14 protein-coding genes are annotated in these 12,470 nt (G+C 41.2%); 10 read left to right on the top strand and 4 right to left on the bottom strand.

The features are described 5' to 3' along the window. Complete coding sequence (locus tag KTHG_RS02290) at positions 1–543, bottom strand: helix-turn-helix domain-containing protein (RefSeq protein WP_020189306.1); 543 nt, start codon at positions 541–543, stop codon at positions 1–3. A 256-nt stretch (positions 544–799) separates the two neighbouring features. After that, positions 800–1,468 (bottom strand): LytTR family DNA-binding domain-containing protein, encoded by a 669-nt coding sequence (locus KTHG_RS02295; RefSeq protein WP_020189307.1) that lies wholly within the window; start codon positions 1,466–1,468, stop codon positions 800–802. Positions 1,469–1,669: 201 nt separating this feature from the next. Between KTHG_RS02295 and aceA the strand changes: the two genes are divergently transcribed. The 10 genes from aceA (at position 1,670) to ssuE (ending at position 10,852) form a co-directional block, all read left to right on the top strand. Further along, a complete protein-coding gene (aceA, locus tag KTHG_RS02300) occupies positions 1,670–2,941 on the top strand; it encodes an isocitrate lyase (RefSeq protein ID WP_020189308.1) in 1,272 nt (423 codons plus the stop codon). 159 nt (positions 2,942–3,100) lie between these two features. Then, positions 3,101–4,696 carry a malate synthase A gene (aceB, locus tag KTHG_RS02305; protein ID WP_020189309.1) on the top strand — a complete coding sequence of 532 codons (1,596 nt, stop codon included), beginning with the start codon at positions 3,101–3,103 and terminating at the stop codon, positions 4,694–4,696. Positions 4,697–4,716: 20 nt separating this feature from the next. Beyond that, complete coding sequence (locus KTHG_RS02310; RefSeq protein WP_020189310.1) at positions 4,717–4,842, top strand: protein YhfH; 126 nt, start codon at positions 4,717–4,719, stop codon at positions 4,840–4,842. Positions 4,843–4,976: 134 nt separating this feature from the next. Then, on the top strand, positions 4,977–5,231 hold the full coding sequence (locus KTHG_RS02315) for a hypothetical protein (protein ID WP_020189311.1): 255 nt from the start codon (positions 4,977–4,979) through the stop codon (positions 5,229–5,231). 37 nt (positions 5,232–5,268) lie between these two features. Continuing rightward, positions 5,269–5,928 carry a potassium channel family protein gene (locus KTHG_RS02320; protein WP_020189312.1) on the top strand — a complete coding sequence of 220 codons (660 nt, stop codon included), beginning with the start codon at positions 5,269–5,271 and terminating at the stop codon, positions 5,926–5,928. Positions 5,929–6,282: 354 nt separating this feature from the next. After that, positions 6,283–7,071, top strand: a complete 789-nt coding sequence (locus KTHG_RS02325) for an ABC transporter ATP-binding protein (RefSeq protein ID WP_020189313.1) — start codon at positions 6,283–6,285, stop codon at positions 7,069–7,071. A gap of 12 nt (positions 7,072–7,083) precedes the next feature. Next, positions 7,084–7,896, top strand: a complete 813-nt coding sequence (locus KTHG_RS02330; RefSeq protein ID WP_020189314.1) for an ABC transporter permease — start codon at positions 7,084–7,086, stop codon at positions 7,894–7,896. Between the two features lie 12 nt (positions 7,897–7,908). Then, positions 7,909–8,916 carry an ABC transporter substrate-binding protein gene (locus tag KTHG_RS02335; protein ID WP_020189315.1) on the top strand — a complete coding sequence of 336 codons (1,008 nt, stop codon included), beginning with the start codon at positions 7,909–7,911 and terminating at the stop codon, positions 8,914–8,916. Between the two features lie 41 nt (positions 8,917–8,957). Further along, the gene (locus KTHG_RS02340; RefSeq protein ID WP_044527199.1) at positions 8,958–10,298 is read left to right on the top strand and encodes an LLM class flavin-dependent oxidoreductase; all 1,341 of its coding nucleotides are present in this window, start codon (positions 8,958–8,960) and stop codon (positions 10,296–10,298) included. Positions 10,299–10,309: 11 nt separating this feature from the next. Beyond that, positions 10,310–10,852, top strand: coding sequence for an NADPH-dependent FMN reductase (ssuE, locus tag KTHG_RS02345; protein ID WP_020189317.1), 543 nt, complete (start codon positions 10,310–10,312; stop codon positions 10,850–10,852). A 76-nt stretch (positions 10,853–10,928) separates the two neighbouring features. On the opposite strand, the gene KTHG_RS02350 is transcribed toward ssuE, so the two are convergent. Continuing rightward, a complete protein-coding gene (locus KTHG_RS02350; protein ID WP_020189318.1) occupies positions 10,929–11,618 on the bottom strand; it encodes a hypothetical protein in 690 nt (229 codons plus the stop codon). Next, entirely contained in the window at positions 11,590–12,462 is an 873-nt protein-coding gene (locus KTHG_RS02355) for an ATP-binding cassette domain-containing protein (RefSeq protein ID WP_020189319.1), read from the bottom strand. Before KTHG_RS02355 ends, KTHG_RS02350 begins: the two co-directional genes overlap by 29 nt. Positions 12,463–12,470 lie beyond the last annotated feature (8 nt).

Raw genomic sequence — 12,470 nt, forward strand, 5'->3', positions numbered from 1 at the left:
TTACAAATATGAGTCTGTTGCGACGAGTAAAATTTTTGTTTGTCCGTCATGGTCATTAAATAATTGGTGATGATCAGAAGCCTCAAAGTAAAGGGCATTCCCTTTTGTAGCGATATAATGCTCTTTACCAAGTTCGAGGCGTAGACGACCTTCGACGACATAAATAAATGTTTCCGATTGGGATGGCTCAAAGTGCTTGAACTCACCATGTGCTTCCAATGTTAAAAGCACTGGCTCCATTTCTTTTTCATTTGATGTTGGAATCAGCCACTGAAGATGAAAATGTTTTTCTTCATCGGTATAAAGTGTTTGATCTTCTTCCATATAAACAACTTTTTGCTCTGTCACATCATCATCAAAAAATTCCTTTGGTGTTGAACCAAGTACTTCTAATAATGAAAAGAGTGTTTCAATTGATGGGGAGTTTAAATCGCGTTCAAGCTGCGAAATATATCCTTTACTTAAATCTGTGCGTTCACCAAGTTCCTCTTGCGTGAGGCCTTTTTTTAGGCGCAGACGTTTTATTTTTTTACCGATTTGCATGTCGTTGCTCCTCGTCATTTACTATAGGTAAACTTCTAGTAAATAAAGTTTACTTTAACCATACTTTTAGTAAAGAAAGTTTACTTTAACAAAACTTAAAGTTTACTCAAACGTTATTTATTATACAAAATTGACGTAAATTTTCAACTCCTTTATGAAAAAAAGAATCTAACAGTTGTATTACACAAATAAAAATATGTAAACATGAAAAAAACTAAAGCGAAAAACCGCGCCGTAGCAAGGTTTTTCGCTTTAGTTAAAATTCGAGTGCTTTTCGTAAGTCGGCAACATAACTTTGACTTACCGGTAAATGCGTACCATCACGTGTCACAATAACGAGATTGGATGTAATATCACGTGAAATTTTTGAAATATTATGAATATTTACGATGAATGAACGGTGTATCCGAATAAATTCTTCAGGTAAGCGCTCGGACAATTCCTTCATTGTTAAGGACACCTGGTATTGCTGTCCTTCTATATAAAACCAGTTTTTCTTATTGTAGCTTTCAAAATAGGCAATGGTTGAGACAGCTACAGGCATCCATTCGTCTTCGAGGCGACCTGTCACAAATTTTAGCGTCGGGCTTTGATGTTTTGCATAAGATGGAGGTAAGACGACGACTAAAGCAGCATCGCGCTCTTGAATGGTAATCGGATAGCCCACACCGTAGTAAGAAGTTTTTGTCTCTTGATCTTCGATAAGCTGTGCGACTTTTTGTTTTTTCGTAATGGTTTGATAGGCAATACTTGTCTCAGCTGGTTGTGTCCCAATTTGTATACGAATGTCGTAATGCTTGGGTGCGTAATAAATATATTGTTCTTCATATGCGAGCGCAATGGTCGCATCCTTTGGCATCCAATCTTCCCACAGAACCTGATATTGTACTAATACATCCTGTAGTTGCATATCTGTTACAGTCATTTCCTTACCTCCTAAAGTAGAATTAAAACGGTTTCATCTAGCATTATACCGTTTTATCGTGAATAATGGGTATTTTATCCAAAAAATGATACAAACTTTTAATCTTTGTTATATAGTAGTTTACAACAAATGATAACTGTTATGCAACACGAGAACAGAACATCGTTGTTAACTTTATCAGATAGAGGGAGAGGATTTATAATGACAAATCAAACAGCACAGCAATTAGAGCAACACTGGAAAGAGGCTCGTTTCGAAGGTGTAGAGCGTCCGTATACTGGGGAAGACGTTTTAAAATTACGTGGTTCTGTATTAGTTGAACAAACACTCGCAACACGTGGCGCAGCTCGCTTATGGAACTCATTACACACAGAGCCTTTCATCAATGCCTTAGGTGCTTTAACTGGTAACCAAGCAATGCAACAAGTAAAAGCAGGTTTACAAGCGATTTACTTATCAGGCTGGCAAGTAGCAGCGGATGCAAACATTGCGGGCCAAATGTATCCAGATCAATCATTATACCCAGCAAACTCTGTACCACAAGTTGTAAAACGCATTAACCAAACGCTACAACGTGCTGATCAAATCGATACAGCAGAAGGTCGCGGCGGTGAATTCGACTGGTTCGCACCAATCGTAGCAGATGCTGAAGCAGGATTCGGTGGCCCACTAAATGTATTCGAGTTAGTAAAAGGCATGATCGAAGCGGGCGCAGCAGGTATCCACTTAGAAGACCAATTAGCTTCTGAGAAAAAATGCGGTCACTTAGGTGGTAAAGTATTACAACCAACACAAACAGCGGTACGTAACTTAGTAGCAGCTCGTTTAGCAGCAGACGTAATGGGCGTTGATACGATTATCATCGCACGTACAGATGCAGACGCAGCAGATATGGTTACATCTGACATTGATCCATACGATGCACCGTTCTTAACAGGTGAACGTACACCAGAAGGTTTCTACCGTACAAATCCAGGTATTGAGCAAGCGATTTCTCGCGGCCTAGCGTACGCACCTTATGCAGACCTAGTATGGTGTGAAACATCAAAACCTTCATTAGAAGAAGCGCGTCAATTCGCTAATGCCATTCATGAACAATACCCAGGAAAAATGCTAGCATATAACTGCTCGCCTTCATTCAACTGGGAAGCGAATTTATCACAAGATGAAATTGCTGAATACCAACGCGAATTAGGTAAGCTTGGCTACAAGTTCCAATTCGTAACATTAGCTGGCTTCCATGCATTAAATCACTCAATGTTTGAACTTGCGAATGACTACAAAGATAATGGCATGGCAGCATACTCAAAACTGCAACAAGCTGAGTTCGCTTCAGAGTCAAAAGGCTATACAGCAACGAAGCACCAACGTGAAGTAGGTACAGGTTACTTTGATGAAGTATCACAAATTATTTCAGGTGGTACATCTTCTACAACAGCAATGGCTGGCTCAACAGAAACAGCACAATTCTAATTTTTCATAAGCAATCTATACTGCGGGATTAAATTTTTTGACCGTGAGCATAGACGATATGGGCGCCTCCGTATCCGATAGGTTCATGCAATGAAGGAAATCGCTTACAGCCGCAGTATAGATTATTTTTATATCTTACACTGGGGAAGGGGAATTCACATGCAACAACAAACGACTGCACATATCCGTATTACAGGGGAACAAAATGACCATACAGCACGCGTACTGACACCGGAGGCATTACAGTTTTTAGCGTCACTTCAAAAAAACTTTAATGAGCGCCGTATGGCATTAGTAAAGGCGCGTGAAGAGCAACAAGCGCGTCTAGATGCTGGGGAGCAGCTACATTTTTTGGAAGAAACGAAGAGCATTCGTGAAGGAGATTGGACGATTGCACCACTACCAGCGGACTTACAGGACCGTCGTGTAGAAATTACAGGACCTGTTGATCGTAAAATGGTCATCAATGCATTAAATTCTGGTGCGAAGATGTTTATGGCTTGCTTCGAGGATGCGACAAGCCCAACGTGGGAAAATATGATTGATGGTCAAATTAATATGGCCGATGCGATTCGTGAAACGATTTCATTTACGAATGATGCGGGAAAAGAATATCGCTTAAACAGTGAGCATGCAACCTTACTTGTACGTCCTCGTGGGCTACATTATATCGAAAAGCATATTGAAATCGACGGCGAGCCAATGTCAGGGAGCTTATTCGACTTCGGTCTGTATTTCTTCCATAATGCAAAAGCTGCACTCGAGCATGGCACAGGCCCATACTTCTATTTGCCGAAACTAGAGCATCATTTAGAAGCGCGTTGGTGGAATGATGTCTTCAATTTTGCACAGGATGCACTTGATATTCCTCGTGGGACAATTAAAGCGACGGTATTAATTGAAACGATTACAGGCGCGTTCCAAATGGATGAAATTCTTTATGAATTACGCGAGCATTCGGCAGGTCTTAACTGTGGTCGATGGGATTATATTTTTAGCTACATCAAACGCCTTCGTAATCAAGAAGGGGTTATTTTACCAGACCGTGGTCAAGTGACAATGACATCGCCGTTTATGCGTGCGTACACATCGCTATGTATTCAAACCTGTCATAAACGTAATGCTCCGGCAATTGGTGGGATGGCGGCTCAAATTCCAATTAAAGATGACCCGGCGGCAAATGACATTGCGTTCGCTAAAGTACGTGAGGATAAAAAACGTGAAGCGATGGACGGGCATGACGGCACATGGGTAGCGCATCCAGGCTTAGTACCGGTTGCAATGGAACAATTCGATCAATACATGCCAAATGCCAATCAAATCGATAAAAAACGCGAGGATGTACAAGTGTCAGCAGAAGATTTATTAGAAGTACCAGAAGGCACAATTACAGAAGAAGGCTTACGTATTAACTGTAGTGTGGGCATTCAGTACATCGCGTCGTGGCTTCGTGGTCAAGGGGCAGCACCGATTCATAATCTAATGGAAGATGCAGCAACTGCAGAGATTTCGCGTACACAAGTGTGGCAGTGGATTCGCATGGAGGCTGGTAAGCTCGATGATGGACGCGACATTACGCTTGAGTTAGTCGAGCAAATTATTGAAGAGGAGATGCAAAAGCTAAAAGACCAATTTGGTGAAGCGGCGTACAATGCATCGAAATTTAATGAAGCCGTACAAATCTTTAAAGATTTAGTGCAGCAAGATGAATTTGAAGAGTTCCTTACGCTTTCGGGATACAAACAACTAGCTTAACAAAAAATGGAGGGATTTTGATGGAAAATCGTCAAAGAGAACCAAAAATTTGTTGTGAATGTGGTAGTGAAATCCGAGAAAAAGTAGAGTCAATTCATACGCAGTGTGAGCGCTGTATTGGTCGAGATGATGAACACCAATCGTAGTGCTTTCATATAAAAAATTAACCCTTTCCTAACGTCAGCAAGGAGTTGTCTAGTACCTGATTATTTCAGGCTTTTAGACAACTTCTTGCTTTTTTGTATGCTATACTATACTGACGAATAAGGGGGAGTTAGCGTTGGATCGTGCAGCGATTGAAGGGACTTTTTTAGCGATGGATCGTCGTCTCATTGACGTAGAGGATTTACGCGATTATTGTCCAATGTGTATACAGCTACTGCGCTTTTCGGATGACTATGACGCATTGTACTGTGCTACTTGTAATGAATGGGTAGAGGTAACATGCGATGACCCGACATGTGAAGCATGCGAGTGTCGTCCAGAAAAGCCTTTAGATGAGTGTGGCAATGAACGACATCGAAGTGCTGAATAACGTGTCGACAGTGAAAAAATAGAATCGAGGGATTTTCATGGAAAAGGAATTTGTTGTCATTGGCCTAGGCCGCTTTGGCGGAAGTATTGTAAATGAGCTTGTTAGTCAAGGCGCCGATGTAATGGCGATTGATAAGTCATCGGAGCGCGTCAATGAATTTGCGCAAATTGCAACCGAAGCCGTAACAGCGGATACAACGGATGAAACGGTACTAAAACAATTAGGTATTCGTAATTTTGAGCATGTGATTGTCGCGATTGGTGATGATATTCAGGCGAGTATTTTAACGACGATTATTTTAAAAGAAATCGGTGTACCAAAAATTACGGTGAAGGCACAAAATGATTATCACGAAAAAGTGCTACGTAAAATTGGTGCTGACCATGTTGTCCACCCAGAGCGTGATATGGGGATTCGTGTCGCAAATAATATGCTATCAAATAATGTATTAGATTATTTAGAAGTATCGGATGAGCACTCAATCGTCGAAATTCAAGCGACCCATCATTTAGAGGGTCATACAATTATTGGTATGGATATCCGCGCACGCTATGGTATTAACATAATGGCTATCAAGCGAGGTAATGATGTTATCGTGTCACCACAGGCGGAAGAGGAAATTCATGAAGGTGATATTTTAATCGTTATTGGTGCAGATGTAGATATTAATCGTTTTGAGAAAAAAATGATGCATTAAAAGAGGCTGGGACATATGGATAAAAACAACCTCCCATATGAGCATAAGAAAAACCGGAATCGAGCCGTGGTGCGGTTCCGGTTTTTCGTTGCGAACGCTAAAAAAGAAAAATAACGTATTCTGGCCCAGTCACTTTTTTAATACGAATTTAAAATATTCAGAAAACTACTTGCGCAAAAAAGAAATAGCTGTTAAAGTATTCCTATCAAGTTAATAGGCTTTAGCGTTTAAAAAAATGCTCACTGGACAACCAGAGGCTTTCGTACCGGAAGAATAATTTCTTCGGGCACGGAAGCCTTTTTTTACACCCCAATACCTATTAAACCACTAAGAATTATAAGGAAGGCGATGTCGATGAAAAATAAAATCTCGTTTGAGTTTGTCGAAAAAACATTTCCAGCACGAAACGGCAAACCACCATTCACAGCAGTGTCAGATGTAAATTTAAAGGTTCGCGAAGGTGAATTTTTAACAGTAGTAGGGCCTTCGGGTTGTGGGAAGTCGACATTGTTAGATATGTTAGGTGGTTTAACGAAGCCAACGAAAGGACGCATTTTAATTAACGAGCAAGAAATTACAGGACCGGGTTTAGACCGTGCTATCGTTTTTCAGCAATATGCTTTGTATCCATGGCGTACGGCACTACAAAATGTGGCGTTTGGCTTAGAGGCAAAGGGCATTTCGAAAAAAGAACGGCTACAGCAGGCAAAATATTATATGGATTTAGTCGGTCTTCAGCAATTTTATGATCATTATCCAAATGAATTATCAGGCGGTATGAAGCAGCGCGTCGCGATTGCGAGAAGCCTCGCCTATGATCCGGAGGTGCTATTAATGGATGAACCGTTTGCGGCACTTGATGCACAAACGCGTGAAAATCTCCAGGAGGAGCTTGTGCGTATTTGGCAAAAGACTGGAAAAACGATTGTCTTTATTACACATGGCATTGATGAGGCAGTGTATTTAGGTCAGCGTATTGCGGTGCTGTCAGCGAATCCAGGAAAGGTCAAAACGATTATCGATAATGATACGAAGCACCGACTACAAGATGCTGATTTTCGTTCAAGCAGTGAATTTTCAAGCATTCGTCATCAGGTATGGAGTGAGCTGCATGAGAAGGAATACCAGGGGGCTTATATTTAAAGGAGGAATTGGATGGTTACGATTAAAAAAGCTATCGCAAAACCAGCGCAGGAAACGAGTGGATTTACGATAGGCACAAAGCTATTTAAGCAATCCATTGTATTAGTTGTACTACTTGCTTTATGGGAGATTGCACCGCGTATTGGTTTAGTGGACCGCGTGTTTTTCCCGCCATTTTCAGAAATCGCAAAAACGTGGTGGCAGTTACTTGTCAGCGGCGAATTATGGAAGCATTTTAGCGCGAGTATTGTGCGCTCAGCACTTGGCTTCTTTATAGCAATTGCAGTTGCGGTGCCACTTGGGCTACTCATTGGCTGGTATCCACTAGCACGTGAGCTCTTTAATCCAGTGCTTGAGCTTTTCCGTAATACCGCGGCACTCGCGCTATTACCGGTCTTTATTTTATTACTTGGCATCGGTGAAGTATCAAAAGTGGGCATTATTATTTTCGCCTGTATTTGGCCGATTTTATTAAATACGATTGCGGCGGTACGTGATGTCGACCCGCTGTATATTAAATCTGCAAAATCGATGAATTTATCGGATTTTCAGTTATTTAAAAAAGTCATTTTACCAGCCTCTGTGCCAACGATTTTTACGGGCATTCGCATGGCAGGGACAGGGGCCATCCTCGTACTAATCGCCGCAGAAATGATTGGCGCAAAGGCGGGGCTTGGCTATTATATCACCTTCACACAATACAATTTCCAAATTCCTGAGATGTATGCGGGAATTTTAACAATCTCACTTTTAGGAATTGTCATTAACCAAACATTACTGGCAATCGAAAAGCATTTTTCAAAATGGAAACAACCAGTGAAATAGGGGGAATCAATAATGAAAAAATTTGCAGCATTGCTGAGCGCAGCAGTAATAGCGGTGTCACTTAGCGCTTGTAGTGACAAGACAGAGGACGCTACATCAAAGGCGACGGACGGTAAATATCCACTGCGTTATCAAGGAGAGACGGGGATTGTAAATCCAGCAGAGGTGGCGCAGGATTTAGGCTACTTTAAAAAAGTGTCGCTCGATTATCAGGGAGCTTATACGGGTGGACCGGAAAGCATTCAATTTGTGGCGACGAAGCAGTTAGATTACGGGATGTCCTTTAACGGCGCGATTTTAAAATCCATCGCCAAGGGTGTCAAAGTGAAATCGGTCGTGACATCGTATGGTAGTAATGAAAAAGTCTTTCTTGGCTTCTTCGGCAAAAAGGGCACAACGATTAAAGAGCCCGAAGATTTGATTGGTAAAAAAGTGGCCGTTAATATTCGGGGAGCGCATTATGAGATGGCCATTCGAGAATACTTACATACATCGGGCGTTAGTGATGCGGATATTGAAAAAATTGAGTTCGTGACGATGCCACAAGTGAATGCGGAGCAGGCCGTTATTAACGGGCAGGTCGATGTCGCCGCACTGAATGGTGTATTTCGTGATAAGGCTGTAGAACGTAAAAAAACGCAACTCATTTTCCGTGATATGGATGTTTTTTCAAAGGCTTATAATGCCGGTAGCTACTTCTTTACGACCGAGTTTATTAAAGAGAATCCAGATGAGGTAAAAGATTTTACACAAGGTGTGGCGAAGGCCATCGAATGGATGAATACGACTGAGCGCGATAAAGTGGTCGAGCGCTTAGAATCGATTATGGAAAAACGTGATCGTGATGAGCCAATTGAAAATTTACAATATTGGAGTGGCACAGGTATTGCGACAAAGGGTGGTACATTTACAGATGAGGACTTCAGTCGCTGGATCGAGCCATTACAGCGTGTAGATGATTTACCAGCAGGAGACATTGATACGAAATCGATGTATACGAATGAATTTAATCCGTATTAAGTATGCTTAAATACCAAGTAAATGAATTGGAGATGTTGCATATGAGGAATACCAAACAAATGAAGCTAGGGGCATTCTTTTTTTTACCAGGACATCATTTGGCGTCATGGCGCTATCCATCAGCTAAAACAAACGAAGCGTTTACGTTTGATTTTATTAAAGAGCAGGCGCAATTAGCCGAAAAGGCGAAATTTGATATGGTGTTTTTCGCCGATGTTTTTGGTGAAGAAATTGTTGAAAATGATCGCTCAGGCTTGAAGTTTGACCCGATTGTATTAATTTCAGCGCTGCAAGCTGTGACAAAAAATATTGGCTTCGTCTCAACGGCAACGACAACTTATAATGAGCCCTTCCATCTTGCGCGCAAATTTGGCTCTATCGATCATTTGTCTGGTGGTCGCGCCGCATGGAATATCGTCACATCATCGAATGGCAAAGAAGCTTCCTTATTTGGTAAAGACCATCATTTAGAACATGCGCGTCGCTATGAACGTGCAGAAGAGTTTGTAGAAGTGACCAAAAAGCTTTGGCATTCTGTTGAAAAAGAAGCGCTCGTTTTAGATAAAGAAAGTGGCCAGTTTTTAAATAAAGCAAAAACGCATCGCGTCGAGCATCATGGCGAATGGTTTGATGTGGAGGGCTATTTGGATCAGACGGAAACACCGCAAGGGCATCCGGTGCTTGTGCAGGCGGGTTCATCAGAAGCAGGAAAAGAGTTTGCGGCAAAAACCGCAGAAGTCATCTTTACAGCTTGGCAAATACTTGAAGCGGGGCAGCAATTTTATGCAGATGTGAAAGGACGCCTCGCAAAATATGGCCGTCATGCGGACGATTTAAAAGTGATGCCGGGTGTATTTATTACAGTAGCGAAAACGGAAGAAGAGGCGCGGGCTAAGCAACAGCAGCTCAGCTCGTATATTTTGCCAGAGGTCGGCTTAAAGTATTTGTCTGGTGTGACCGATTCTGATTTTTCACAGTATGACATTGATGATGCTTTTCCACTTGATGCACCGAATGCGGACCCATCTAATCCACAGACGCGCTATCATGTCATTCGAGATTTAGCGGTTCGAGAAAATCTTGTGACGATTCGTGAGGTATATGAGCGCGTAGCTGGTGCTCGTGGCCACCGAGAAATTGTCGGGACACCAACGCAAATTGTCGATCAGCTAGAGGAATGGTTTGTAAATGGCGCTGCGGATGGCTTTAATATTATGCCACCTCATTTCCCAGAAGGTTTTACCGATATTATTGACCTTGTTATTCCAGAGTTACAGCGCCGCGGACTATTCCGTACAGAGTATGAGAGCACAACATTACGTGGAAACTTAGGCTTGAAAACACCCACTGCAGCTGATGTTTTAGGTGCAGTTACACAATAGGAGGGCTATACATGACAAAAGCAATTTTAATTAATGGCAGCAATACAGTTTATTCACGTTTAAGAGGGGTGCAGCAGCAGGCGGAACAGGCTTTGCAGGCACAGGGCATTGCCACAGAAATCTTATATGTCCATCAGCTACAGGCAGAGGATTTAATTTTAGCGAATTTTGGTAGTGAGGCGATTAAAACGGCGACTGCAAAGGTCGAAGCGGCAGATATTGTCGTCATTTTAACACCGATTTATAAAGCAGCTTACACAGGAATTTTAAAAACCTTCCTGGATTTGATTCCGCAAAAGGGCTTAGAAGGAAAGCTAGTGTGGCCGATTGCGATTGGCGGCTCTATTGGGCATTTACTAGCGATTGATTATGCACTGAAGCCCGTTGTGACAGTGCTTGGTGCAACACATATTGCGCATACCGTCTTTGTAGTAGACAAGCAAGTGACAAAGCTAGCGGATGGTCATTACGAGGTGGATGCAGCGGCACGTGAACGTATCGCACATCAGGCTACTTATATTGCACAACATGTACAAATTACCACGCGCGTGTAAAAAGAAGCTGAAAAAAAGAAGGAATCGCGTCAAAAGCGGTTCCTTCTTTGTGTTGTGAAGCTATTGAAAGTTACTGTTATTTCTTTCGAATGGCGATGATAAGACAAACGATGCCAAGACTGACTAGTAATAGTCGATTTATCAGATACTTAATTAGTGAGGTGTCCAATATATTCGCTGTGGTAGCACCGAGCGTAAAAATCGAAAATAAACGACCGTCTGTAATATAATCTCCGATGACATAGCTTAAAATAACAAAAAATCCAGGATACGCATTTTTCGTTAAAACAGTTAGCATAAGATATACCGTCGTTAAAAAGAATGCATTGGGTAAATAGCTAAGACTTAGCAAGACATTGTCTATACTTAAAAAAGTCGGTTCTCTGTAGTAGAGCAGGGCACTTACAAAAGAGCCCACTATAAAAATACTACTGTATAAGCAATACCGTTTTAAGCGCATCACATGCCATGCTGTCGGACTTAAATAGGCGAGCATCGTATGGACATTGTTTTGGTAATCGCCATAAAAATGCAAAAACATGACGAACGCCGCAATCGAAGGAATAATATAGTCAAATAACTGCGTTTCTAAAATCTGTGAGCCACCATCTTGTTGTGAATCGTTAAAACTAGCAAAGGTAGAATGCTGAATTGCTGTATAACAAATAATCAGCAGCATAATCACCAAGCAACTAATAAATAGGCGAGCTTTGGGGTCATAGATATTAAAGAAATCATTATTTTTTTTGGAAGTAAAGATACGCATTTTCTAACGAAACCTCCGTCGCACGTTGCTGCATAAGTTCTGACGAATCATTTGCGATAAATTTCACTTTAATGATATCGCCGCTAACGCGTTTTTGTTCGATGACAGTTATGCGATGTTGAATCGCCAAAAATTGTTCGAGCGATAATTCAAGCTCATATAAGTTCTCTTTAGCGGTATCAATTAATGTATCAACCGAACCATCATAACGAATTTTTTTATCTTTTAAGATTAATACTTTGTCACTGAATAATTCGACATCTTCAATAATATGCGTCGAAATTAACGTCATCGTTTGACGACTTGTATTGAATAAAATATTACGAAATGCTGCACGTTGCTCTGGGTCAAGTCCAGTTGTTGGTTCATCAACAAGGACAAGCGCTGGATTACCAAGCATCGCCTGCGCAATTCCTAAGCGACGCTTGTAGCCGCCTGAATAGCTTTTAAATTTTTTATGAATGACGTCATTTAATTGAAACGTTTCAATTGTCTCGTCTAAATACTGTTTTTTCTTAGCTGGGTCTAAGCCTTTCGTTGAAAAAATATACGACAGAAAATCATAGCCAGTGACATTATCGAAGATTTCGAAATGCTGTGGCAAAAAGCCAATTTGATGTAAAGGAAATTTTTTTGCTTGCAATAAATCTTCGCCATTTAATAATACTTGACCGTGCTGAGCAAGGTTTAAACCACTTAAAATGGAAAATAGTGTTGATTTACCTTCTCCGTTATTACCAAGCAACGCGGTAACACCATTATGACATTGAAACTGTATATCTTCTAAAATTCTTTTTTTACCATAGCTGAATGATAAATTTTGTATGCTTAATTCATTTTCCATAAAATCAC

It is taken from the genome of Kurthia sp. Dielmo (genome assembly GCF_000307285.2).
Taxonomy (GTDB): domain Bacteria; phylum Bacillota; class Bacilli; order Bacillales_A; family Planococcaceae; genus Kurthia; species Kurthia populi.

Bases quoted from the DNA above. Each gene is read 5' to 3' on its own strand.
- KTHG_RS02350 (WP_020189318.1), bottom strand. From the start codon at position 11,618: ATGCGTATCTTTACTTCCAAAAAAAATAATGATTTCTTTAATATCTAT.
- KTHG_RS02340 (WP_044527199.1), top strand. From the start codon at position 8,958: ATGAGGAATACCAAACAAATGAAGCTAGGGGCATTCTTTTTTTTACCA.
- KTHG_RS02335 (WP_020189315.1), top strand. From the start codon at position 7,909: ATGAAAAAATTTGCAGCATTGCTGAGCGCAGCAGTAATAGCGGTGTCA.
- aceA (WP_020189308.1), top strand. From the start codon at position 1,670: ATGACAAATCAAACAGCACAGCAATTAGAGCAACACTGGAAAGAGGCT.
- KTHG_RS02355 (WP_020189319.1), bottom strand. From the start codon at position 12,462: ATGGAAAATGAATTAAGCATACAAAATTTATCATTCAGCTATGGTAAA.
- KTHG_RS02310 (WP_020189310.1), top strand. From the start codon at position 4,717: ATGGAAAATCGTCAAAGAGAACCAAAAATTTGTTGTGAATGTGGTAGT.
- KTHG_RS02295 (WP_020189307.1), bottom strand. From the start codon at position 1,468: ATGACTGTAACAGATATGCAACTACAGGATGTATTAGTACAATATCAG.
- ssuE (WP_020189317.1), top strand. From the start codon at position 10,310: ATGACAAAAGCAATTTTAATTAATGGCAGCAATACAGTTTATTCACGT.
- KTHG_RS02290 (WP_020189306.1), bottom strand. From the start codon at position 543: ATGCAAATCGGTAAAAAAATAAAACGTCTGCGCCTAAAAAAAGGCCTC.
- KTHG_RS02330 (WP_020189314.1), top strand. From the start codon at position 7,084: ATGGTTACGATTAAAAAAGCTATCGCAAAACCAGCGCAGGAAACGAGT.
- KTHG_RS02320 (WP_020189312.1), top strand. From the start codon at position 5,269: ATGGAAAAGGAATTTGTTGTCATTGGCCTAGGCCGCTTTGGCGGAAGT.
- KTHG_RS02325 (WP_020189313.1), top strand. From the start codon at position 6,283: ATGAAAAATAAAATCTCGTTTGAGTTTGTCGAAAAAACATTTCCAGCA.
- aceB (WP_020189309.1), top strand. From the start codon at position 3,101: ATGCAACAACAAACGACTGCACATATCCGTATTACAGGGGAACAAAAT.